Source organism: Bacillus sp. JZ105 (assembly GCF_053903125.1).
This window is the reverse complement of sequence record NZ_CP096387.1, coordinates 1,220,527-1,243,152: the sequence shown is the minus strand read 5'-3', so window position 1 is coordinate 1,243,152 and position 22,626 is coordinate 1,220,527. Positions and strand designations below refer to the sequence as shown.

21 protein-coding genes and 8 pseudogenes are annotated in these 22,626 nt (G+C 38.0%); 9 read left to right on the top strand and 20 right to left on the bottom strand.

Annotation, left to right across the window (positions count from 1 at the left end; genetic code table 11):
* Nucleotides 1-2: 2 nt before the first annotated feature.
* Nucleotides 3-626 (bottom strand): poly-gamma-glutamate hydrolase family protein, encoded by a 624-nt coding sequence (locus M1D81_RS06285; protein WP_456265284.1) that lies wholly within the window; start codon nt 624-626, stop codon nt 3-5.
* 242 nt (nt 627-868) lie between these two features.
* On the opposite strand from M1D81_RS06285, the gene M1D81_RS06280 reads away from it, so the two are divergent.
* Nucleotides 869-1,240 carry a DUF5412 domain-containing protein gene (locus tag M1D81_RS06280; RefSeq protein ID WP_456265285.1) on the top strand — a complete coding sequence of 124 codons (372 nt, stop codon included), beginning with the start codon at nt 869-871 and terminating at the stop codon, nt 1,238-1,240.
* A gap of 408 nt (nt 1,241-1,648) precedes the next feature.
* On the opposite strand, the gene hag (M1D81_RS06275) is transcribed toward M1D81_RS06280, so the two are convergent.
* The 5 genes and pseudogenes from hag (M1D81_RS06275) to M1D81_RS06255 all read right to left on the bottom strand — a co-directional run bounded on the left by hag (M1D81_RS06275) (nt 1,649) and on the right by M1D81_RS06255 (nt 7,209).
* The gene (hag, locus tag M1D81_RS06275) at nt 1,649-2,470 is read right to left on the bottom strand and encodes a flagellin Hag (protein ID WP_024424967.1); all 822 of its coding nucleotides are present in this window, start codon (nt 2,468-2,470) and stop codon (nt 1,649-1,651) included.
* 286 nt (nt 2,471-2,756) lie between these two features.
* Nucleotides 2,757-3,590 carry a flagellin Hag gene (gene hag, locus M1D81_RS06270; protein ID WP_456265287.1) on the bottom strand — a complete coding sequence of 278 codons (834 nt, stop codon included), beginning with the start codon at nt 3,588-3,590 and terminating at the stop codon, nt 2,757-2,759.
* Nucleotides 3,591-3,822: 232 nt separating this feature from the next.
* Nucleotides 3,823-5,141, bottom strand: a pseudogene (locus M1D81_RS06265) (Kelch repeat-containing protein).
* 101 nt (nt 5,142-5,242) lie between these two features.
* Nucleotides 5,243-6,424 carry an alanine racemase gene (alr, locus tag M1D81_RS06260; protein WP_456265288.1) on the bottom strand — a complete coding sequence of 394 codons (1,182 nt, stop codon included), beginning with the start codon at nt 6,422-6,424 and terminating at the stop codon, nt 5,243-5,245.
* Nucleotides 6,425-6,597: 173 nt separating this feature from the next.
* A complete protein-coding gene (locus tag M1D81_RS06255) occupies nt 6,598-7,209 on the bottom strand; it encodes a GlsB/YeaQ/YmgE family stress response membrane protein (RefSeq protein WP_456265289.1) in 612 nt (203 codons plus the stop codon).
* Between the two features lie 140 nt (nt 7,210-7,349).
* Between M1D81_RS06255 and M1D81_RS06250 the strand changes: the two are divergent.
* Nucleotides 7,350-7,691: pseudogene (locus M1D81_RS06250) on the top strand (YunG family protein).
* Between the two features lie 37 nt (nt 7,692-7,728).
* Here the strand turns inward: M1D81_RS06250 and M1D81_RS06245 are convergent.
* From M1D81_RS06245 to M1D81_RS06230, 4 genes are all read right to left on the bottom strand, one after another.
* Nucleotides 7,729-7,866 (bottom strand): aspartate phosphatase, encoded by a 138-nt coding sequence (locus M1D81_RS06245; RefSeq protein WP_095408252.1) that lies wholly within the window; start codon nt 7,864-7,866, stop codon nt 7,729-7,731.
* Nucleotides 7,856-8,989 (bottom strand): response regulator aspartate phosphatase, encoded by a 1,134-nt coding sequence (locus M1D81_RS06240; RefSeq protein WP_456265290.1) that lies wholly within the window; start codon nt 8,987-8,989, stop codon nt 7,856-7,858. Before M1D81_RS06240 ends, M1D81_RS06245 begins: the two co-directional genes overlap by 11 nt.
* 129 nt (nt 8,990-9,118) lie before the next feature.
* A complete protein-coding gene (locus M1D81_RS06235) occupies nt 9,119-9,538 on the bottom strand; it encodes a GNAT family N-acetyltransferase (RefSeq protein ID WP_212053334.1) in 420 nt (139 codons plus the stop codon).
* Between the two features lie 41 nt (nt 9,539-9,579).
* Nucleotides 9,580-10,737 carry an MFS transporter gene (locus M1D81_RS06230; RefSeq protein ID WP_456265291.1) on the bottom strand — a complete coding sequence of 386 codons (1,158 nt, stop codon included), beginning with the start codon at nt 10,735-10,737 and terminating at the stop codon, nt 9,580-9,582.
* A 127-nt stretch (nt 10,738-10,864) separates the two neighbouring features.
* On the opposite strand from M1D81_RS06230, the gene M1D81_RS06225 reads away from it, so the two are divergent.
* Nucleotides 10,865-11,755, top strand: a complete 891-nt coding sequence (locus tag M1D81_RS06225; protein ID WP_135031994.1) for a LysR family transcriptional regulator — start codon at nt 10,865-10,867, stop codon at nt 11,753-11,755.
* Nucleotides 11,756-11,771: 16 nt separating this feature from the next.
* Nucleotides 11,772-12,335, top strand: coding sequence for a GNAT family N-acetyltransferase (locus M1D81_RS06220; RefSeq protein ID WP_456265292.1), 564 nt, complete (start codon nt 11,772-11,774; stop codon nt 12,333-12,335).
* A gap of 4 nt (nt 12,336-12,339) precedes the next feature.
* Here M1D81_RS06220 and M1D81_RS06215 read toward each other — a convergent pair.
* Nucleotides 12,340-12,863, bottom strand: a pseudogene (locus M1D81_RS06215) (DinB family protein).
* 170 nt (nt 12,864-13,033) lie between these two features.
* Here M1D81_RS06215 and cuyB point away from each other — a divergent pair.
* Both cuyB and M1D81_RS06205 read left to right on the top strand, forming a co-directional pair.
* A complete protein-coding gene (gene cuyB / locus M1D81_RS06210) occupies nt 13,034-13,732 on the top strand; it encodes a cysteate racemase (protein WP_456265293.1) in 699 nt (232 codons plus the stop codon).
* A 23-nt stretch (nt 13,733-13,755) separates the two neighbouring features.
* Nucleotides 13,756-14,631: a LysR family transcriptional regulator gene (locus tag M1D81_RS06205; protein ID WP_024424981.1), complete on the top strand. Its 876-nt coding sequence runs from the start codon at nt 13,756-13,758 to the stop codon at nt 14,629-14,631.
* Between the two features lie 44 nt (nt 14,632-14,675).
* On the opposite strand, the pseudogene M1D81_RS06200 reads toward M1D81_RS06205, so the two are convergent.
* From M1D81_RS06200 to M1D81_RS06175, 6 genes and pseudogenes are all read right to left on the bottom strand, one after another.
* Nucleotides 14,676-14,837 (bottom strand): annotated as a pseudogene (locus tag M1D81_RS06200) (macrolide 2'-phosphotransferase); the annotation flags it as partial.
* Between the two features lie 81 nt (nt 14,838-14,918).
* Nucleotides 14,919-15,794, bottom strand: coding sequence for an SMI1/KNR4 family protein (locus M1D81_RS06195; RefSeq protein WP_456265294.1), 876 nt, complete (start codon nt 15,792-15,794; stop codon nt 14,919-14,921).
* A gap of 109 nt (nt 15,795-15,903) precedes the next feature.
* A complete protein-coding gene (locus M1D81_RS06190; protein ID WP_034621741.1) occupies nt 15,904-16,080 on the bottom strand; it encodes a hypothetical protein in 177 nt (58 codons plus the stop codon).
* Nucleotides 16,070-17,188: a response regulator aspartate phosphatase gene (locus tag M1D81_RS06185; RefSeq protein WP_456265295.1), complete on the bottom strand. Its 1,119-nt coding sequence runs from the start codon at nt 17,186-17,188 to the stop codon at nt 16,070-16,072. The genes M1D81_RS06190 and M1D81_RS06185 overlap by 11 nt, the downstream gene beginning before the upstream one ends.
* 176 nt (nt 17,189-17,364) lie before the next feature.
* A complete protein-coding gene (catA, locus tag M1D81_RS06180; protein WP_456265296.1) occupies nt 17,365-18,024 on the bottom strand; it encodes a type A chloramphenicol O-acetyltransferase in 660 nt (219 codons plus the stop codon).
* Nucleotides 18,025-18,132: 108 nt separating this feature from the next.
* Nucleotides 18,133-18,963, bottom strand: a pseudogene (locus M1D81_RS06175) (sialate O-acetylesterase).
* Nucleotides 18,964-19,129: 166 nt separating this feature from the next.
* On the opposite strand from M1D81_RS06175, the gene M1D81_RS06170 reads away from it, so the two are divergent.
* Both M1D81_RS06170 and M1D81_RS06165 read left to right on the top strand, forming a co-directional pair.
* Nucleotides 19,130-19,549, top strand: coding sequence for a stress protein (locus M1D81_RS06170; protein ID WP_285707914.1), 420 nt, complete (start codon nt 19,130-19,132; stop codon nt 19,547-19,549).
* A 34-nt stretch (nt 19,550-19,583) separates the two neighbouring features.
* Nucleotides 19,584-19,841 (top strand): YesK family protein, encoded by a 258-nt coding sequence (locus tag M1D81_RS06165; RefSeq protein ID WP_456265297.1) that lies wholly within the window; start codon nt 19,584-19,586, stop codon nt 19,839-19,841.
* A 325-nt stretch (nt 19,842-20,166) separates the two neighbouring features.
* On the opposite strand, the pseudogene M1D81_RS06160 reads toward M1D81_RS06165, so the two are convergent.
* Nucleotides 20,167-20,265, bottom strand: a pseudogene (locus M1D81_RS06160) (NUDIX pyrophosphatase); the annotation flags it as partial.
* Between the two features lie 84 nt (nt 20,266-20,349).
* Between M1D81_RS06160 and M1D81_RS06155 the strand changes: the two are divergent.
* Nucleotides 20,350-21,512 (top strand): IS3 family transposase gene (locus tag M1D81_RS06155; protein ID WP_456265299.1). Its coding sequence is split into 2 segments (ribosomal slippage): nt 20,350-20,626 and nt 20,626-21,512, totalling 1,164 coding nucleotides; the frame shifts between segments, so codons are not numbered across the junction.
* 43 nt (nt 21,513-21,555) lie between these two features.
* Here M1D81_RS06155 and M1D81_RS06150 read toward each other — a convergent pair.
* A pseudogene (locus M1D81_RS06150) lies at nt 21,556-21,897 on the bottom strand (NUDIX hydrolase); the annotation flags it as partial.
* Between the two features lie 44 nt (nt 21,898-21,941).
* A pseudogene (locus M1D81_RS06145) lies at nt 21,942-22,334 on the bottom strand (SMI1/KNR4 family protein); the annotation flags it as partial.
* Between the last annotated feature and the right edge of the window lie 292 nt (nt 22,335-22,626).

Below are 22,626 nucleotides of genomic sequence, written 5' to 3'. Positions count from 1 at the left end.
GTTTATTCATAAAGGTTTAATACTTGCTTGAGTACATTTGTGTACCGATAAAATTGCTCATTTTGTGTTTCACGGCGATAGCGCCGTCTGAAGTCTTGAAAGAATGCTCTTCTTTGCGCCTGACTGATTTCAAGTTGTACACTTTTTCCGGTCAGACATTGATTATTAATATTGTCAGGATGTGTTCCAGAATAGCGATCAGATTCAGATAACAGCACCGCAGGAAATCCATTAAGCGTTAAACGTTTCACTGTTTCTGCCGCTTTTTCTCTGTCTGTCCCGCCCACTAATGTTTGTAGCACCTCCGTTTCCCCGTAGCCATGGAGCGCAAACGTGTAATGATGGGTATGCACTAGAGAAAGGCAGACCGGCTCATCGAAACGTGTGCTTGTAATGTGAAGCACATGATTGCCTTTCACTTTGAGGCCTTCAAATAAATACATAGAATGATCACTTGCGATTTCATGAATGAGCTCACTCACGCCAGATTCAATTCCCCCAGCATGAGGGGACAAAACCAAAAGCTGATCACCTTTCCGCTCGTGAAGAATTTGATAATCGACTCCTTCTCTTTCATGAGCGGAAAGCTCTTCATAACTTTGATATGTATCAATGATTTGCGTCATCCCATCTTCCCCATTTCTCTATATGAGCATAAGTCTACTGATCTTAAATTCTTTTGTAAAGGGATTTCGCATGACCTATCGACTTAATACATCCTTAAATTTTCCTTATCTTTTCGGCTATCTGTTGAATTTTGAGAAAAAATGACCGATAATTGAAATGAATAGAACTTTTGGACTATATGAATCTTTTTGCATTCTCTCTCATAAATTAGAAATATTGTGATCTACATCTGGAGGAATTCATGTTAAAAAAGAAAACCACCATCACCCTTATCATCTTAATCCTTAGCTTCGCTGGCATCATTTACTGGAAATGCTTTTCTCTTCAAGGCGTATCTCACGGAACCTTTATCCGCTCGATGACATCACCTGACGGAACATATATCATCAACACCTATCGACATAGCGGTGGGAAACTAAAGGAGAACGCAGTTAGAGCAGAAATTGAAAACAAACTCACCCACCGAAAGAAAACGATTTACTGGAAATATCCTGACAAAGACCCTCTCATCAAATGGAAAAATGGACAGCTTGTTCAAATTGGGCATGAATTTTTAAATGTGGTAAAGGGAGAAACATACGATTATCGCTTTGATCGGAACAAAAGAAAATAAAAAAAAACGAATCCCTCTTGGATTCGTTTCAGATTGTTGACAAAGGGCTAAAATGATCTTGATTTTAGCCCTTTGTCTTCTTTTCAGCGTGATAGAAAACCTTTGAAGTCTAGGAAGGACGAGTACTGGCGCGGAGCGAATTTGACATTCGTGAGCACCAGCACGCAGGACTGACAAAGAATGCGAGGGTTTGTCTACACGCTGAAACGAATCCCTCTTGGATTCGTTTTAGATTGTTGACAAAGCCCTTTGTCTTCTTTTCAGCGTGATAGAAACCCTTTGCAGTCTAGGAAGGACGAGCACTGGCGCGGAGCGAATTTAACATTCGTGAGCACCAGCGCACAGGACTGACAACGAATGCGAGGGTTTGTCTACAAGCTGAAAGCCCCTTTAAAGGGGGCTTTTTCATTAACGTAATAATTGAAGTACGTTTTGCGGCTGTTGGTTTGCTTGCGCTAACATTGCTTGAGAAGCTTGAGAAAGAATGTTGTTCTTTGTGAACTCACTCATTTCTTTCGCCATGTCAACGTCACGAATACGAGACTCAGCAGCTGTTAAGTTTTCAGCAGAAGCACCAAGGTTATTGATTGTGTGCTCTAGACGGTTTTGGACTGCACCAAGAGCTGAACGCTGTTTAGATACAGCGCCGATTGCTACGTCGATTTTTGCTACTTCAGTGTCAAAGTTAAAGCCTTCTTCATTTACTTTAATATCTTTGACAGTCAATGTTTCAGCGTCCATTTTACCAATCTTTACATTGATATTTTGCTCAATGTTCGCTCCAATTTGAAATTGGAATCCATCCTCAACAGTACCATCCAACAGTTGCTTTCCGTTAAATGCTGTACGCTGAGAAATACCATCAATTTCCTCAACCAAAGCATCGAGTTCTTCTTGAATAGCTGTTAAATCTTCTGTTTGTTGAGTCCCAACGTTACCCGCTTGAACTGTCAATTCACGCATACGTTGAAGAATCGCATGTGTTTCAGTTAATGCACCCTCAGCTGTTTGAATAAGAGAAATACCATCTTGTGCGTTTTTAGACGCCATTTCTAATCCGCGGATTTGTCCACGCATTTTTTCAGAGATGGCAAGACCTGCTGCGTCATCTCCTGCACGGTTGATTCGAAGACCAGAAGAAAGCTTTTCCATGTTCTTTTGCCCTGCTCCATTGTTTGCAGACAAACGGTTCAATGTGTTAAGTGCTGCGATATTGTGGTTAATTCTCATGTTAAATGACCTCCGTGTGTTTGAACCAATTGGACGTCCTTATCCAAAAGTTCTAAATTAGAATTTTTTTGTAAGCCTTACAATCCATTTATCGAACTTAAATGGAATATGTTTAACAAAAAAGGAATAAATAAGGATAAAGTCTCATTCACTATGATCGTTTCGCTAGAGTATGCCAAATTTAAAGGTCATTTTTCATGATTTATAACAGGGGTTTAAGAATCATAAGACTGGAGAAAACGCGAAGAATAAAGCATAAAAAAAAGCCCCATAAAGGGGCCTTTCATTAACGTAGTAATTGAAGTACGTTTTGTGGCTGTTGGTTCGCTTGTGCAAGCATTGCTTGAGACGCTTGAGAAAGAATGTTGTTCTTAGTGAACTCACTCATTTCTTTCGCCATGTCAACGTCACGGATACGAGACTCAGCAGCTGTTAAGTTTTCACCAGAAGCACCAAGGTTGTTGATAGTGTGCTCTAGACGGTTTTGGACTGCACCAAGTTTACCACGCTCAGAAGAAACAGTATTGATTGCTGCATCAACTTTATCTAAAAGAGCATCAGTGTTAGCTTTAGTAGCTAAAGTAACAACATAATCTGTTTTTAACATTGCAAGACCATCAGTACTCATATCTCCAATAGTTACATCTAATTGTTGAGACTTATTAGCACCGATTTGGAAAGTGAATCCAGTTGTAGCCGAACCATCAAGTAATTTTTTACCATTGAACGCAGTACGTTCAGAAATTCCATCTACCTCATCAAGAAGGTTATCAATTTCATCTTGGATAGCTTTAAGATCTGTTGTTGCATCTTGAGTACCAGTGTTACCCGCTTGAACAGTTAGTTCACGAACACGTTGAAGGATTGAGTGAGTTTCAGTCAATGCACCTTCAGCTGTTTGGATAAGAGAGATACCGTCTTGTGCGTTTTTAGAAGCCATTTCTAATCCGCGGATTTGTCCACGCATTTTTTCAGAGATTGCTAGACCTGCTGCGTCATCTCCTGCACGGTTGATTTTAAGACCAGAAGAAAGTTTCTCCATGTTCTTTTGGCTTGCACCGTTGTTTGCAGACAAACGGTTTAATGTGTTAAGTGCTGCGATATTGTGGTTAATTCTCATTTCCTATTACCTCCATGTATGTGGGACCTGACAGACGTCCTTGTCTGAAAAAAGTCCTTTATTCTAGGGCTTATCAACCCTGACAATTCTATTATCGGATGTGTTTATAGGATGTTTAGCAGATTTTTAAAAAAATATCGTATTTTTTCATGACGTTGATCCTAACTTTGACAATTCTATAAAAATAAAAGCTGCTGATCTATAATCAGCAGCTTTACAAAATCTATGAATATCAATATTGCTTGATATCAAACATTAAGATATTTTGGTACACGACATAATCCTTCTTACTTGTGAAAGGACCTTTATTGTGTTCATCATTGATTTCATAGAAGTTCATACCAATTCCAAAGCTTCTTTCTTTGTACCATTTAAGAAAATCGTTGATTTCTTTTATTGAAAGCAGATAATCCTTTTGCAGTCCATTGATCATGGTAATAGAAAGTATACCTTTCGCAGTTTCTTCTCCAGATTTTGTTCCGTCCTGATCTTTTGGTTCTTCTGTTGCATCTTCATCTGGCTTTGCTTCATCTTCAGTTATTTGCAAGTCACTTAATGGAATAGAAATCACTGATTTGTAATCACTTTTTGCAGAAAAATTCCCCATATAATATGAGTAGTCACGTCCGCCAATGACATACAATTGATCCTCAACAATTGCTGCGACAGCTGATACTCTACCTTCTGGTAAATCATACGCTGAATTTTTAAATTGACCATCTTTCGGATTGAAAATTTTAACTTTATTCAGCAATTCACTTGAACGATCACCAGTCCGCTGTCCACCAATAACGAAGAATTTCCCATTATATGTTTCATAGGCTGGTTCAAATACATATGAAGTTAAGTCACTATCTTTTAATTTACTCCATTTATCTGTTGAAATATCATACTGGAACAAAGATCTTTCTCTACTATGCCCAATCGAATTTTCTCCACCTGCAACATATATTTTGCCGTCAATTGCAGAAATGGCTCTCCCATTTCGAGATGGTAAAGTCGATGAGTTCAAGCTCTTCTATTCACCAGTGGCAGTGTTGAATTGATAGACATTATTTTTATAAGAGTTTTTGAAGATACAATATATACTGCCACTGCGTACAAAGTTCCCTTGCTATAAGTTGAAAAAACAGGGTCTCTTGGAATTTGAATCGGTTCTTCAGCCCACTGATCAAGCTCTGCATCATAAATATCAATCGTATTATAAGCTACATTTGTCTCTTCGTTTATTCCACCTATAAGATAGATTTTTTTACCAACTGCAGCATATGTACCGCCTGTTCTGTTTCTCGGCATACTAGCTTTTTCTTCCCAAACATCTTTCTTAGGATCATACATAAATGTTTGATTATTTAACTTATTTTTTTCACTTGCTCCACCAAACACATAAATCTTTCCATCTATTACACCTACCCCAGCATTAATACGTTCTTCTGGTAAATCAGCTCGTTTTGTCCATCCAGTTGAATTTTCAGCTGCATTCGCTTTGAATGGATTAATGGTACTTATTAAAAGAAGTACCAAGATAAATAGTAAAAACCTTTTTTTTATGTTTACTTCCTCCAGTTTATGACATCCTATCCTTATATCGTCTTATTTTTACTTTTTTTATCATTAAAGGTTATTATTGATCCATTTTCTTGATGAAATCCTCACACATACATCACCGGCGTCGATATTTTAATAATCTTTCCGCCTCGACGGTAAAATCTTGGGACGCGGCGGCTTAAGGTGGCGATGACTTCGTAGTTGATTGTATTAAGCATTTCGGCGATTTCATCGACAGAAATTTCTCCGCCCTTTTGACGGCCGTAAATAACGACTTCCTCGCCTTGCTTTGCTTTCATTTCTCCTAAACTGATCATCGTCATATCCATGGTGACGCGGCCAGCAATCGGCATTCGCTTTCCGCGGAAAAGCATAAATCCTCGATTGGATAAAGCGCGTGAGTACCCATCTGCATAACCGATTGGTATGGTTGCTATCACTTCATCAGGTTTTGCTACATAGGTTGCCCCATAGCTGACGGTCCTTGGCTTTGTCACCATTTCTTTCACGAATGCAATCCTTGCTTTTAAACTGAGAGCGGGCTCTAGCTGAACAGCGTCTAAGCTTTCAATGTATTGCGAAGGATACAGTCCATAAAGTCCGATGCCGAGCCTTATCATATCTGCGCTAAATTCAGGAAACGCGATGGCAGCCGCTGTATTGTTCATATGTACCGTGGGCAGTGAAATGCCTTGTTTTTTTAAGAAACGAAGAAAATCAATAAAAATGCTGTGCTGCAGCAGTGTGAAATCAGGGTCAGGCTCATCCGCAGTAGAGAAATGCGTAAATATTCCATCCCACCTCAGGTTTTCACTCTTTTCAAGCGCCTCCACCACCTCTAACAGCTCTTCCTTTGTCCGTACACCTAATCGTCCCATCCCTGTATCGACATTGACATGAATCCCCAGGCGATGCTGACTTTCTTCTTCCGCTAAGATCTCATTTGCTTGAACAATCCAGTCTTCTCGAAGGCCAGAGAGGTCAATTCTCCAGGCTGCAGCCCTTTTCACACAGTCGAGCGGGGTAAATCCAAGGACCAGAATCGGTGCTTCAATTTTTGCTCTCCGCAATACAATGCCTTCTTCCAAGCTGGCAACCGCAAGCTCTGTCGCACCGCTTTCTAGCGCCTGCCGCGCAACTTCAACTGAACCGTGTCCATAAGCATTTGCCTTTACGACAGCCATGATCTTACTTTTCCTTGGAATATGCGCTTGAATGGCTTCGATATTTCTTTTAATCGCGTCAAGATTGACCTCGATCCAGACTTCCCTGCAAAGCTTTTGCATGTATGTTTCCTCCAGTCATTTCGATATCAATGTTCGTTTTCGTGTCTAGTCTATCTTTATTCATTTTTGAGAAAAACATTCAACCGCAATGATTGAACCAGCTTTTGTCTTGATGGACATAAAAAAAAGAAACCACCTCAAATGGTGATTTCTTCTTTATGAACAGTCATTTATTAAACCGCAGATTTCATCATTGAATCAATTTCATGATAAATCTCCTCCAGGTTTTCTCGTTCAGTTAAATATTCGGCGTCGCTCTTACGAACTGGCACATCAAATTGCAGGAAGGTGATCGTGATCGTTGATGATTCCTGATCATTCATCGTTAATCTCAATTCAAGTGTCGAGATCTCTTCATTATTATCAGTCTCAACAGATTGTTCAATCGGCACACCATCTTCTAACATGTCAACTTGTTTCAACTCTTTCAAGGAAAGCTCAGTGACTTCAAACTTGAATTTTCGAGATAAGCCGCCAGGTTGATGTGTAATAAAGCGTATTACCTTTCGCTCATCATCAATCGCAAAGCCTTTATCCACATTTTGTGAAAAGAGGTATGTTGAAGCCTGAATCCCGTCTTCTTGAAAAAGCATTATCATTTTATCTAATAATATATTTGGATCATTCTTTTCTTTTTGCCTTTGCAGCCTACCCGCTATCCATAAAATGACCATTGCACCGATGATGCTAAAAACCGTTCCCAGCCTATTACCTATATCTACGAAAATAGTAAAGCCTAAAATAGCAACAATAAAAGCGATGACAATGCCTATGATGAATATCACTCCATGCTTCTCCTGTCATGACCCTCATTGTTATATTGGTTTAATCAAGTATAGCATCTGGATTTTGATCGAAAAAAAATCTACTATAGACTAAACAGATACTATATTCATTTCGCTTTTAAATAGAAAGGATTTTTATGATGAACCTCTACACGAAAGACGAAATCATTGATGCTCTTTTTAAAGCCTGGTCCTCTCGATAGTTCAAAATGGAGTAAAGACAACCCGGCCAATGGACAATGCGGTGTCACTTCTTTAGTCGTCCATGATCTTTTAGGCGGATAAACAAAACCGCATTACCCGATGGATGGCACTTTTACAACGTAGTGAATGGAACAAGAATCGACTTTACTTCTTCACAATTCTCGGAGGAAATCGTTTATATGGATGTACCTTCAAATCGAGAAGAAGCATTTGAAGATACGAATGAGGATCAGTATCGATATTTAAAGCAAGCAATCCTAAATCATTTAAATGCATGAGATAAACTTAATAAAAAGCCCTTAAGGGGCTTTTTATTTAAGCAGTATAACCGATACTTGCAGTATGACCTCTCCTAGCTTCATCATGACTTGCTGTCACTTCAGATGTAAAATAACCAACAATACTGATGACACTGATCATCACAAATACGACTGATAACGTTTTAAATTTCATACTGACAGTCCCCCCGTTTCACTTGAGTTTGGAAATAAAGAATCTTTTCATAGAAATGCATCGCATTGTCTTTATCTCCCATCTCATTATAATATTTTGCAGCATCTTTGGCTAAATCTTCAAGATCAGGATACATTGACTTTATTTCTAGCAATTCCATTATCTTTTCCAATTGATCAAAGTTGTTGTCAACGTATAGTGACCTTAAAAATTTGAATATCAATAACAGCACATGGTCTTTCAGCTTTTCAGATAGTTCTATTCCGTTATTTAAAGCATATATACCTAAATCCTGTTCTTTCTTTTTGAAATAGGCTTTTGACAACATAATGAGCGGGTCTAAGATTCTATTTAAATGTTCGTATCCCTGCTCTCTAAATGCTCGAATTGAGTCATTAAAATGTATAATTGCTTGGGCTATTTCATTGTGATGGAAATAACTCAACCCTAAATTATAGAGTGCTGATCCTTTTAATCGTTTGGTTGAGTTGTCGGCGGCTTTTTCTAGTGCGTGTTGAAAATGGGGTATTGCTTTTTCGGGGCAGCCCATATCTATATAGTTTAATCCGATCACAAAAGAACATTGTATTTCTCTTACAGTGTATGTATCTTTTTCTCGATAACATTGTATCGCCTGTGCGATATGGTGCATAGACATGTGGGTTTGTTTCATGTGGTAATAGATTTCAGCCATCTTGTAATTGAACTCGGCCCGTTCAATATCGTCACTGACAAGAGACAGCTTTTTTTCTGCCCGTTTATAGAAGGTAATCGCATTTAGGTATTCATAGTTTTCAAATTCATACATGCCGTAGAAAAAATTGAAGTAATACTCGAGTAATCCTGTTAATTTCTCTTGGTCCCTTTTGATCTTCATTGCGAGCTCCTTGAAGTTGGCCCGCTCTTTCCCATTTTCTAAAGGATTCAAGTAATCAAGCATTAATTTATGTCTGAACTCCATGAGTGAGAAATACAATAATAAATCTTGATTTTCTTCCATATGATCAAGCATTGATTTGATTTCCTCTTTATATGCTTCGGCGTCCGGTACGTTAAATCTTTGAATATGATAATACCATTCATTGATTTTCAAACCGACGTGAGAAGAAAGCAATTTCTCCATCAGCCCTTACCCCTTCCTCTATTTTCCCTATAATTACATATATTATCATTTTATGAACCATTCGACACCGAAAAGAAACCGCAAAAAGGCCCTATAAAGGGCCCTGTGAATGATAAGATAAAAAGACTTCTATTCATAAATAAGCACCCAGTATTCCGCCCCAGTTTCTCCTTCTTCTACAACAGCCTTCCAGCCTCTTTTTTGATAAAAAGATAAAGCTTTGTGATTTTCAGAGACGCATTTGAGGGTGACTGGTGTTCCCAAAACTTTTATCGCTTGTTTGAGCAGCAGATCGCCTGCCCCTTGACCAGCAGCTTCAGGATGTACAAACAAGAGATGAATAAAACGATCTGGTACATATAGAGAAATGAATCCAAGGATTTTATTGTTCTCCTCAGCTAAGAAAATTTGCTCTTCCTGCGTATCTTGATCAAAATCTTGCAGATTGAGGTCTCCTGGATTGAGCCAGTGAAAGCTCTGGCGCCTTGATTCTAAATAGATTTGCCTTAATTGTGGATAATCGATCGTTTTTGCTTCTCGAATGAGCAATAGAATTCCCCCGTTTTTATTGAAATGTGAAGCAGCATTATTTAACTCGACACTTCTCCTGCTTTTCTACCAAGTTTCATTGATAACTGAACGCCAATCATCAGCGAGACGATGACAAGCATTGCCACAATGGAAGCATAAAAATGTCCGCTTAGATCGAAAACCAAGCCAATGAAAAACGGACCGAATCCACCCACGATGTACCCGCCCATCTGCGACATCGCGGACCAGGTTCCAGCTTCCTCCGGAGTACTCGTCTCCATAATCGGGAGCATAAGCGCTAAAGGAAATAATCCACCTGCACCCATACCTAGGAAAATGACGGCTGGCAAGATCGGCATTGGCAGAAGAAGAAAGATAAGTCCAATGAGTTCAGACAGACTGCATAAGATGAGAAATAATTTCGGTTTTCCTAATCGAGTAACGACCGCTGAAACGAGTAGTGCCACCGGTATCTGAATGAGTGTAAATATGGTCAATAGCATAGCAGCATATTGCGGACTGTTTCCAAAGCTAAGTGCAATCGGTGAAATCCATGCCGTCAAAGAATAAAACATACTGGACATAAAACCAAAGAACAAGGTGAATTGAATGGCCTTTTTATTTCTCAGCGGCAATTTTAACGGCAAAGTTACATGATCACTCTGCTCATTTTTGCGAACTAAACCGACCCATAGAATAAGGGCAATCACCCCTAGAATCGCCCAGCAGGACAATGCAAATGGAAGATGATGCTGGCTACGTAAATAAATTGGAATGGTAAAGCCGGAAGCGAGCGCTGCACCTATCGTCATTGAAATTGAATACACACTGACGATACCAGGATTTCTCGGGAAATATTTTTTAATAAAGCTAGACAATAAAGGACCCGCGAAGCTAATCCCAACACCTCCTGCAAACGCAGTCATGAGCAGGATAGCAACCGATTGGCTTGTACCACGCAGTGCGGTGGCAATCGTGATCAGCAGAATTGAGAAAAACAGCGTTCTTTCTAAACCAAAACGCCGGCTGAGTATCGTCGCAACAGGAGCAAATATTCCCATACAAAGAACAGGCAAAGTGGTCAAAAGACTTGCTGTCAGTGCGTTTACGCCAAGCTCTGATTGGATCATGCTCATCATGGAAGCTACGGAAGTAATGATCGGACGTAAGTTTAATGCCGCTAAAAATAAAGCGGCTAAATAATATATTTTTTTCATCAATACCCTTCTTTCTCTCTCATCTTGTTAAGGTTACTTTGAGTATAAATCTGCTGCATTCATTGATCAATACAATAATTCGTATTATGATGATAGGAGAAAACTATCATTTACGAAAGGAAGACATATGGATACCCGGCATATTACCTATTTTATGGCTGTATTCAATCATTTGCATTTTACAAAAGCTGCTGAGCAGCTAGGCATATCACAACCTACACTTAGCCAGCAAATTCGACTGCTTGAAGCAGAAGTTGGGATGCCGCTCTTTGATCGAATCGGCAAAAAAGTCGTTGCTACCGAAGCTGGTTCGCTGCTTTATCAATATGGCATGAAAATGCTTCAAGCTGAGAGAGATGCAAAAAATGCGATGAAAGAACTATTATCAGAAAAACGAGGAACCGTTCGTCTCGCAGTACTCCCATCCGATCTTGATTTTCAGCTGGTTCCACTTTTTGTAGAATTTAAAACCCTTTATCCCGAAACCAATCTGAAGGCATATTCAAATATCTTCGTTCGTGAAGAAGTCCTTTCACATAAAGTAGACCTCGGCATCGGACTGCGAGGGCCTGCGGATAAGCGTCTCGTTCAAATTCCACTTGGTAGTGAACCCTACGAATTATTTGTTCATTCAGAAAGTGATTTGGCCCAAAAGAGTGAAGTGACTTTAGAAGAGCTGACTCAACATGCGTTGGTCATGTATCCGAAGGGATATCTAGGAAGGGATTTAGTAGATGACGTATGTAAAGAACAGGGTGTTGAACTGGACACTGCCATGGAGGTTGGGTCTGCATCTTCGCTATTGCAGCTGGTTGAAGCGGGAATCGGCGCAACCATTCAGCCAAGAGGATTACTAAAACAACATTCGACGTGGCCAAATATTGTTTCGATTCCTATTGCTGAGCCAGCACCTGTCCGTCACTTGGAATTAATTTATTATGCAGATCGATTTGTCAGCAAAGCACAACAGCAGCTATCTGAATGGCTGATAGACTTTTTCAAATCAAGAACAAACTAAAAAGTGAGGTAAACACATGAAGAATGAAAACAGCATATTTACAAGAACAAACCGGGTTGTTATTCGCCAATTTGACAGGCAGGATATTGAAGCATTTTATCAATATCGAGCAAATCCTTCTATAGCAAAATTTCAATCCTGGGAAAACTACACATACGAAGATGCTGAATCATTTGTTCAACATCAAATGACACAAAAACCTAATCAACCGGGGACATGGTTTCAATACGCTATTGCCTTATCTGAGTCCAATCAGCTGATAGGAGATTGCGCCATTCATACACTTGACAGTGAGCCAAGAATTGTTGAAATAGGTTTTACACTCGCGCCTGAATACCAAGGAATGGGCTATATTCATGAAGCTCTGAGTGCAATTTTCGAATATATTTTTATAACACTAAGCAAACATAAAATCATTGCCTTTACAGATGTGCGCAACGAAAAATCGATTCGAGTGCTGGAACGTTTAGAAATGAGACGCGAAGGACATTTGCTGCAAAATTATATGTCGAAGGGGCATTGGGTCGATGAATATCAATATGCCATGCTTCAATCTGAGTGGGCCGCTAAGCACCATTAAACAATTATTTTTTATTCAAAATTCCTAAATAAGCGCTCCATGGACCCACATCGGCTCGATATCGTTCCGCCATGACCCGAACAATCTGGGACATATGTGTGAAGTCATGGACAACCCACGCAGAAAGTAATTCGCTCACTTGCACGACCCCAAACTCCGGATGAACGCCCTTTTTCTCTAAATCAAAACCTGAATGTGTCATACGCTGAATGTATGCCACATTCTCCATCCGCACATGATGAAACTCAGATAGTGCTTGTTCTATCTGTCTTTCAGATTGGTTCAAATGAGAGTAGCGGTCAAACGCAGGAAATGGTGTATTCTCTCCATCAGCAAGAATCACATTAATCGAGGAATCCAATTGAATTTCTCTGCTTCAATCAAATGTTCAATGACTTCAACTGGATTCCACGTCCCCTCCCCTTCACGGCTGTGAAGCCAATCCTTCGATAAACCCGACAAAAGACTTTCTAACGTGTGAGGAGTTCGACTCAACATATCTAAAGCTTCATTCAAATTGAAATTCATATGGTTGCTCCTTTCTCAATTTTTCTAATGTTTTTTGAATAGATTGCAACTCATACTTCAACAGATAAAGGCGTTTTTGATCAACCTTCTATATACAAATAGAACTTTTCTATAACGATCACCATGCTTTCTTTTTTTATAATAGAAAAAAAAGAAATGTGGTGGTGTATATGTCTACAACGATCGGAATTATGGGCGGGATGGGCCCTTTAGCAACGATTGATTTGATGAAAAAAATCATTTCTCATACTCCAGCGATAAAAGATCAGGATCATCTCCATGTGATTGCTGATAATTATCCGCAAATTCCTGATAGAACCAACGCCATATTTGGGAAAGGCGAAGATCCTACAGAATATATGATTGCATCAGCTAAAAGATTAGAACGCGCAGGAGCGGACTTTATTCTGATTGCATGCAATACCGCTCACTTCTTTTTAGAAAACGTACAACAATCCACTCATATCCCTATCATGAATATGCCATTAGAAACCGCAAAGCACCTGAACAAACATCACTATACGTCTGTGGGCTTATTATGTACTGATGGCACATTTAAAACTAAGCTCTACCAAAAGGCTTGTGCTCATCACAAGATTGACGTTATGACCCCAAGTGAAGAGCTTCAGAAAAAGGTAATGAATGGGATATATGCGGTAAAAGCAGGAAAATTAAGTAAAGGCGAAAGTGAATTGGCGTTAGCTGCAGAAATTTTAATCAATCAAGGGGCAGAAGCCATCATTGCCGGCTGCACAGAAATCCCTTTAGTCCTAAGGTCAACTAAAGATGTGAAAGTGATTGACCCTACTGTCATTTTGGCGAAAGAAGCTGTAAAATTAGTGTATGAGCTTGAAAAACTCAACATTTAAAGAACGTCATATAAGGGGATAACATGAATATTGAGAATATAGAAGCGTTTATTTATGTATGCCAGCTAGGCAGTATCAATAAAGCTGCAGAAGCACTGTATTTAACCCAGCCTTCTGTTTCGGCACGTATTCAATCGTTAGAAAAGGAATTAGATCTGAAATTATTTGATAGACAGAGAAATAAACTATCTCTGACAGAAAAAGGTGAACAGTTTTACCCGCATGCCAAAAAGATTCTCCATTCTTATCAAGAAGCAAAGCATAGTCTCAAACAAACGATGATCCCTTATGAATTGACAATTGGATGCGCATCCTCTATTTCCAATAATCTATTGCCTAACATATTGCCAGCCCTAAAAGAAAAATACGAAAACCTGAAAGTAAAAATTGTAACAGGGCATTCAAAGGATGTTGTCCAAAAAGTGATTAACAATCAAGTAGACTTTGGCATTGTCAGGACTGAAACACATCCTCAAATTGAATCGATTCCTATTTTCAGCGATCCGATTGGGCTGTTCGTCCCAACTCATCATCCGCTTGCCAGCCTTGACAATATCAATATGAAAGAACTAGAAGAACAGCCTTTTATTTTCTTTGACTACGGGTCATTTGATTGGTTGATGCTTCACCGATTATTTCAAAAAAACAACATCACACCGAACATTTCCATTGAGGTTGATCATATGGAAACCGCAAAAAATTTAGTGCTACAAGGAATGGGGCTATCGTTTCTACCTCATCATTGTGTTAGAAATGAAGTAGAACAAGGAACATTAAAACAAATTTCAATCGATCCATCCATCAATTTCAATATCAATATCGAGTTCATTTATAAAAAAGGAAAATCAAAATCCGTTTTCATTGATCAACTCAAACAGTTTTTTCATGAATTAAATTAAAAAAGCCCTTTTGAGGGGCTTTTTTTTGGATTCATTCTAATTGATTAACTTTCGTTTGCCAACATGTATGCTGCAGCTTCATGCATATCTTTTAATCCTGATCTCTGTGCGTACTCGGCCACAGTGATCGCACTTGTAGTCAGAAGTTCTATTATATGTTCATCCATTCCTGGCCAAGTTCTCCCGCCTGCTTTTTCATACGCATGGTCAGTTGTTTACACTTTAGGCTCATTCATTGCTTCATATATAGCATTATTCATGATGAAAACTTTAAATAAAAAGAGGTCTTAAACTACATTTTTAAAAGCCCTTTTGAGGGGCTTTTCTTCGTCTACTATGGTTTTTACTGGATGAACGTCTTCTCCCAAAAGGACGGTAAGAGACTCTCCACTGTTTTCTAGAAACTCCGCTATTTCTTTCAGCTCTTGATTGATACGATCATTCCTTGGCATATCTGGATTTAATAAAAGGATGGAGTGAACAGTATTGGCCGCTTCATACAAAACATTCTGATCTTTTATCTGTTGAATGCATTGTTTCATACGATCGAAAAACCATTCAATCTCTTCAATTTCTTCCATCGGATAATGTGCCATTTTAAAGAGATTCTGCTGACGAAGGTCTTGTCTTTCAAAAATTTGTTCAAGCTCCTCTTTACTGACATACAAATCCGAGGATTCTTCATCAATCTCTACTACTTCGACCATCGCGTCTTCAGCTGTATATAACTGCTCAATAAAATCATCGAAAGTATCCGCCAACTTAAAATCGACTCCCATTTCTAAATCAAAATAGTGGATAGGCGGATGTTCCTTAGTTTCTCGATAATCCATTGCGATCCATGTATCTCCTTCTCCGCTGATGAAAATAAGTCCCTGAGGCAGCTCCAATTCATCACTTAACCGAGGGCTAGTCATAATTCCATCACCTTTGGCGATACCTCTTAGATGGTCAAATTGAACATGGTCATCTGCCCATGAATTCGGCTTTTCGGTTGGAAAAGCATTACGAACTGTAAAACCACCGTTCCATTCTAAAATGAGCTTTTTATATGTATCAGGTAAAGTGACACCAAGTCTTCCCTCTGCTTCACGAATTTTTTTCTCATCTATCTTTTCTAACGTGAAAGGACTCTCTTCTTCTTTCTCCCAGAATGGCTTCAAAGTGGATGCCTCCCTATGTCTATTGAGATAAGTATAACATTGACCAACTATTCATTTGCTCATTCTACTCCATAAAAAAACAGACTATTAAAGTCTGTTTTAATCTTGTCTATACGTTTTCAGAGGTTGTATTTCGATCAATTATAGTCGTATTTCGATTTGATTTTTGTTGTTCCTCCATTGTTGTATTTCGAATTGATTTTGTTCCAATGATTTTCAAAGTTTCTGCTGTTGAAACACTTAACAATACAATGGATACAATGACTAGTAATTTTTTAATAATCATACAGACACTCTCCTTTTTGAATATCATTTTGAGCTTTAAGAGCCTTTCTGTAATATTCGGCAGCTTTTTCAAAGTCCCCTTTTTTTTCAGAAGATAATCCTATACTTTGAGCAAATGCCTCGACATAGACATATAGTTGCTTTTCCTCAAAATAATCTAGCACTTCTTGAATGGCTTTCTCATTAGCATTTATATAAATCGCTTTTAAAGCTTTAAATAACATCAAACACAACGAATCATTTCTCTCTAAGGAGCACTTAAGACCATCTTCTACGAGTGGAGCGGCTTCATCATGTTGACTAGACTTATACAACGACCAACTTAAACTAAATAGGGTGATTGGTTTTATATCAATACTTCGTGGTGTAATAATGTCTAAAACTTCTCTGTAGCGTATGATTGCTTCAGTGTACTTTTGTTGTCGATCATATGTATTCGCTATGTTCAATAGAATTTTAGCAATTAACATATTATCGGCGAGCTCTTCTGCTATAGAAAAAGCTGTATTTAGATGCTCTAATGACTTGTCATATCGCTTGAAATCATCATAATTTCCTGCAATAACAATCAAGCTTTGTATTTGGCGAACTTTATATTGTTCATGCTGCTTATAGATGTCTAAGGCCTTTATAATATGATGCATAGAAACATGAGTTTGTTTCATAATATAGTAGGCTTCAGCCACCTTGAAGTGAAACTCCGCTTGCTCAATATCATCGACAACCAATGCGAGCTGCCTTTCAGCGATCTTATAATATTGAATAGCCTGTATGTATTCTTTCTTACTAAACTCATACATTCCTCTAAAAAACGCATTATAGTATTGCAACATACCAGAAAGTTGATGATTTGAGTTTTCAATTTTATCAACCAAATCAGAAACAGAAGGCGATCGCTTTTCTGAAGGTTTAATATAATCAAGCATAAGCTGATGTCGAAAACACATTAATTGATAATAAATGAGTAGGTCTTGATCCTCTTCCATTCGCTCAATTTCTTGTTCGACCTCAGCTTTCAAAATCTCTGCATCAGGTACACTGAATTGCCGAATCATTTTATACCATTCATTTATTTTCACACCTACATGTGAAGAAATAACTTTCTCCATCCCTTATTCCCCTTCCACTAATTTCCCTTATATTACATTTATTATCACATGTATAAGTTTTCAAAGCACCGAAAAGAAACCGCAAAAAGAACAATTGAGTAACTGCGATTTACACATTTCTTCTCACAACGGAAAAGCAGACTCTGCAAAAGTCTGCCTTTTTCACCTTTTGAAAATTAATTATACAATGACTCGTTTAACCACTCTTCACAATGTTCTATAAGCCACCTCAAATATTCCACATATTGACCGGCATGAAAGCCGTCACAAACAGCATGATGTACTTGAATGGCGACTGGCAAGATGATTTTTCCTTCTTCCACCTTAAATTTGCCTAGCGTAAATATCGGCAGCAAATAAGTTTCATCTGTAGATACATTAAGGTTAAAAGAAGTAAAATCAATCCAAGGCAGGCTTGAAATATTGAACATATTTTCTGGCATATGAGGTTTCGGAAATAGTTTGTTACTTTCGCTATAAGCTTCAATATCAGCTACACAGCTTTTATAAAACCGAGCAAAGTTTTCGTCATAAGGCGTCCAAATACTTGAAAATGTCTTTGTTTCTTTATTTAGAATCGTATAACTAGGATGGAGAAGTTCCCAATGACCAAGTTCATCATTCACTAGGTCCATCCGAAACTCCGGTATTTTTTGCACAGCCCTTGCTAACAAATAAATTTGCACAGGATATACTTTTAGCTTTTTTTCTTTTAAAATTGAATGCAATTTCGTGATGTCTAGATTGATCACCAGGCTATATGAGCATCGGGTTACCTTCATATAATGATGGAAGTGCTCTTTTCTCGGATAATTTTCGTCTATTTGTTTAAACATTTTTATCTCCTCCTGAATGTGATTTACTGTATTCAGGAGGAAACTTTATCTGCTTTCACCACCACAATCATCCTTTCAATATATATATGTTTCAGTCTATCACTTAGCCTACGATAAAGCCTTCAGCAACTCTTCGTAAGTCATCTTGCCTAACGTGAACTTTTCCAGTGCTATATATGTTTTCTCCGCTGAGGTATTCATTCTATTATGACATTCATTCACTAACTCATGTTCATTTGGTAATGGTTCATGTATATGTTCTTTTTTTCGAAATGCTTCATAATATCTTATACCAAATATTCTCTGAGACATCGCATTGATGTGAATTCCGTTCGGATTAGGTATAAGGCCTTTCGCAGTAACATAATAACAATTTTCATGATGATGTGCATATTTTTGTAGTTCCTCATTAATCAGTTGATATTCCACACACCCTGCGCCAAATGCCACTTTTCCCAAGAAATCGCCCTAACCTCCTATTACAAGCGGAATGTTAGGTACAAATAATTCAGTTCTTAGTTCATGAAATAATCTTAGTATTTTTTCATAGTATTCTTTGTATTTCCCATCTTGGCTGTCGCTTTCTCCTTGATGCCATAATATCCCTGCCAATTCGCTATTTTCCTTTGCAAATTTAGCTTCATTTACTGCATGACGAAATAATGCTCCATCCGGTGACCACTCATCAACGGAACTGCCACCCTCTGCACAAGGAATAATGCCAATCATCTCTCCTTCATGATCCTTACACCAAGCCTCCGCAAAGGAAGCCGCCAATCCTACACCAGCTACCGGTCTATCAAAGTGAATCGGTTCAGTCATCATTTGCCATCTACCATTTCGCAGCATCATGATTCTTTCATTATAAATTGGCGGCACTTCATGTTTGAAGCCTCGCCCCGCCATATTTGATTGTCCAATTAGTAAAAATGACTTCACATCTTCCTCCCCCTCGGTAAATAGTTTGTCAAATATATATTCACCTGAACGTTATCATTTTATCCTTCCTTTGTTTTTCATATTTGTCTACTTTTGTCGAAAGGATAGTAAAAAGGAATTACTTAGTGTAAAATCCTTATGCATCTATCAATCAGGAGGATCTACTATGAAGAAATATTTTGTATTATTTTTTACATGTTTATTATTGTTAACAGCTTGTAGCAGTGCAGCATCTACTAAAAAACAACTCACCACAGACAACGTGATTGAAGCTTTCAAAAGTGCTGGGCTTGAAGCAGAAAAACCAACTGATCTTGAACAAAAAGAGTTTGGAAATATAAGAGAAGAAGGAAAAAGGATTCTCATTCCTTCTTTAGGTGAAAATGCTGGTGGAAGGATTTTTAAATTTGGAAATGAAACTGACCTTAACCAAGCCAAATCTTATTATGATGAGTTGGGAAATGCTGGATCCATGTTCTTCTCTCACACATATTCAAAAGGGAACTTCCTGCTTCAAATGAACGGAGAAATGAAAGATTCTGAGTTTGAAAAATATAAGAAAGTGATGGATGAGGAAATAAAATAGTTTCATTTTTCTTATCTAAAAGGAGGTAAAATAAATGCCATACTGGCTACTGACAGTTTTCCTTACTCTAATTATACTTAGTGTTTCTTTAATCTTTAAAAGAAAGAATGTAGCTCTACAGTATGGAATACCAGCTATTTTCATACTCATAAGTATTACCTTGTTGCTAATAAGTTTTTTTGCAGGGAGATGGGAAGGCTTAGGACTCGGCGCAATCAGTGTGTCTTTACTGATTGCATCAGCGGTCACTTTAATAATTACTAGCACCTTTAGTCATTTTATTAGTGAATAAAACGAAGCAACTTCTGAATAGGAGTTGCTCTTGCGAACATGATGGATCATAGATTCGTAAGCAAATATTCTCAAGTGATGGTTGTATATCTGACTTTTAAAGAAAAAGCCATTAAATTATTTACTCACCATCCATAATCATCGCTTTTATTCTTACAGATAAAATTTTGGCCCCATAAAAAAACAGCTCATGCAGGGTCTGTTTTATTTTTGTCTATACGCTTTGAGTGGTTGTCTTTAGGAAAAGCTTTGCTATAGAGGTAATGTAGCAAAGCTTTTTCCGTTTAATTCTCGTTCTACTATTGGCTTTGTTAACAACATTTCAATTATTTTAATAGCCTTTTGTTTAATTCCCACAAAGCGGTTTTGTTACTATCCCATTTTAACAGACTTACCGCTTCCTCAAAACACACCCATTTATAATTAGACTAACCTAGTCAAATGGGACATAAAAAAACACCCTTCAAGTGATACACTTAAACTAAGTGCTAATTTGGAGGGTATTTTTTATGAAAAAAAACAAATATTCAGCTGAAATAAAATGGGCGGTTGTGAAAGATAAATTAAGCGGGCAGTTTACCAATCAACAAATTATGGATAAATATCATATAAAGAATGTATCTCAGATTAAAACATGGATGAAGTGGTATCGAGGAAATCAGTTACATCGATTCGATCAGCCAATTGGAAAACAATATAGCTTCGGGCATGGACCTGACAATGTATCCAAAGAGGAAAAAGTGAATAGGCAGGTTGAACACCTTAAGATGGAGAATGAAATTCTAAAAAAGTATTTGGAGATCGTAGAGGAGTTGAAAAGGGAGTAACCTTGTATTTGATCGAGAGATTACGGAAGAAATATACAGTAAAGTCTGTCTTAAGTATTTTGCAGGTCGCCAGATCGACCTATTATCGTTGGGTATCCGAAGGAATACGTAAAAAATCACAAGTGGAGAAGGCTGTTATTTCCTTATGTACCGAAACGTCGTTCCGGTACGGCCATCGTAAGATCCGAAAGCTACTTCAGCGTCAATATGATATCAAACGAAACCGAAATACTATACAGCTCATCATGCAAAAATACCATCTTCAATGTCGTGTGAAGCGTAAAAGGAAATGGAAATCAAAAGGGGAATCTGTCATCATTGCCCCAAATATATTAAATCGAAACTTCACCGCAATACACCCGAATTTAAAATGGGTAACAGATATTACTTATATTCAGTATGGACCAAGAACGCTCTACCTTTCGACCATTATGGATTTGTACAACAACGAAGTTGTTGCCTACACCCTAGATGATCACCAACAGACATCACTCATATTGGACACATTGAGAGCAGCTTTAGAGAAAAGGAATTCGCCTAAAGGTGTACTTGTGCATTCAGATCAAGGAAGTGTATACAGTTCGTATGCATATCAAAAGGAGCTGGGGGTAAGGAACCTCACAAGCAGTATGTCTAGACGAGGTAACTGTTGGGATAACGCAGTGATTGAATCATTCCATTCCAGCTTAAAATCAGAGGAATTTATGTTTACAAAGTTCAACTCTATATCAGAAAAAGATGTCAGGCAACGAATCGACCGTTACATCAAGTATTATAATGAAGAGCGTATCCAAAAAAAATTAGGCTACCACGCACCAAAAACATTTGGTAGCATGGCAACCTAATAAGGGTGTTTTATTTGTGTCTCAATCTGCTATGTCAGTCTAAATCGAAGTGTTCTTTAGATAATTTAATATTTTTTGTAGGAACTTTAACTCCAAAAGAAAATTCTTTTATCACATAAACATCTTCTCCCCAAAGAAATTCACCAACTACATCCTCTACTGGTAGTGAAGACACAGAATCGAGTTTTATATATGGACATTCTCTTATAATACCAGCCTCTTCAAACGCTTCCCGTTTTGCTGATTCAATAGGGGTCTCACCATCTTCTCCACCACCAGCTATTCCTTGCCAATAACCATAATCACTTCGATGAAAAATAGCATATTGAATGGAATTTTCAGTTTCTATATAAGGAAATATCAAAACTTGATACGGTGCTCTCATTGCTTGACCTCTTTTTCTTAAAATTCACCTTAAATAATACTCAATTCATCAAAGGAATTCGCTAATTTAAAGTCTTCTTCCATCTCAACATCAAAATAATGAATTGAAGGATTCTTTTTCATTTTTCTATAATCCATCACTACCCAAGTATGGCCATCCCCGCTAATCAAAACAAGCCCTTCTGGCAGCTCCCACTCATTTATTAAGTAGGCACTATCCATAATTCCTTCATCTTCAGCAATTTCCAGCAAGTGATTAAATTGAATATGATCCTACGCCTATGAATTAGAATGAGTGATTGGAAAAGCATTATGAACTGCATAACCACCATTCTGTTCTAATATAAGCTTTTTATATGTATCTGGCAAAGTGACCCCAAATTTCTTTTCAGCTTTAGCTATTTCTTCTGTGTTGATCTTTTTTAACAATAATGACATTATTTAATGTAAATTCGAATTTATAGAGCGTACAAACTTCCCTCTCGTTTGGTCACATTCCTCATCACCTTTGTTCCGTATCCAGATACACCATTAATAAGGGAAATGCGCGTCTCCCAATAAAAAAAGCGGACACCAACAAAGGCACTTAGAGTGCTCAATGCGTTCGTTTTGCTGTCTCTATCATACGATTATCCACTCAGGAAAAAAGATCCCCTTTTTGTCGGCTTTTTATCGGTATGAAGGCCAATAAACACAAAAACCTTGAAAGGCATATAGCCAGTCAAGGTAT

Excerpts from the sequence above, each read along its gene's own strand:
- M1D81_RS06285 (WP_456265284.1), bottom strand. The coding sequence starts at position 626 with ATGACGCAAATCATTGATACATATCAAAGTTATGAAGAGCTTTCCGCT.
- M1D81_RS06280 (WP_456265285.1), top strand. The coding sequence starts at position 869 with ATGTTAAAAAAGAAAACCACCATCACCCTTATCATCTTAATCCTTAGC.
- hag (WP_024424967.1), bottom strand. The coding sequence starts at position 2,470 with ATGAGAATTAACCACAATATCGCAGCACTTAACACATTGAACCGTTTG.
- hag (WP_456265287.1), bottom strand. The coding sequence starts at position 3,590 with ATGAGAATTAACCACAATATCGCAGCACTTAACACATTAAACCGTTTG.
- alr (WP_456265288.1), bottom strand. The coding sequence starts at position 6,424 with ATGCAAAAGCTTTGCAGGGAAGTCTGGATCGAGGTCAATCTTGACGCG.
- M1D81_RS06245 (WP_095408252.1), bottom strand. The coding sequence starts at position 7,866 with ATGAAATTTAAAACGTTATCAGTCGTATTTGTGATGATCAGTGTCATC.
- M1D81_RS06240 (WP_456265290.1), bottom strand. The coding sequence starts at position 8,989 with ATGGAGAAATTGCTTTCTTCTCACGTCGGTTTGAAAATCAATGAATGG.
- M1D81_RS06230 (WP_456265291.1), bottom strand. The coding sequence starts at position 10,737 with ATGAAAAAAATATATTATTTAGCCGCTTTATTTTTAGCGGCATTAAAC.
- M1D81_RS06225 (WP_135031994.1), top strand. The coding sequence starts at position 10,865 with ATGGATACCCGGCATATTACCTATTTTATGGCTGTATTCAATCATTTG.
- M1D81_RS06220 (WP_456265292.1), top strand. The coding sequence starts at position 11,772 with ATGAAGAATGAAAACAGCATATTTACAAGAACAAACCGGGTTGTTATT.
- cuyB (WP_456265293.1), top strand. The coding sequence starts at position 13,034 with ATGTCTACAACGATCGGAATTATGGGCGGGATGGGCCCTTTAGCAACG.
- M1D81_RS06205 (WP_024424981.1), top strand. The coding sequence starts at position 13,756 with ATGAATATTGAGAATATAGAAGCGTTTATTTATGTATGCCAGCTAGGC.
- M1D81_RS06190 (WP_034621741.1), bottom strand. The coding sequence starts at position 16,080 with ATGATTATTAAAAAATTACTAGTCATTGTATCCATTGTATTGTTAAGT.
- M1D81_RS06185 (WP_456265295.1), bottom strand. The coding sequence starts at position 17,188 with ATGGAGAAAGTTATTTCTTCACATGTAGGTGTGAAAATAAATGAATGG.
- catA (WP_456265296.1), bottom strand. The coding sequence starts at position 18,024 with ATGTTTAAACAAATAGACGAAAATTATCCGAGAAAAGAGCACTTCCAT.
- M1D81_RS06170 (WP_285707914.1), top strand. The coding sequence starts at position 19,130 with ATGAAGAAATATTTTGTATTATTTTTTACATGTTTATTATTGTTAACA.
- M1D81_RS06165 (WP_456265297.1), top strand. The coding sequence starts at position 19,584 with ATGCCATACTGGCTACTGACAGTTTTCCTTACTCTAATTATACTTAGT.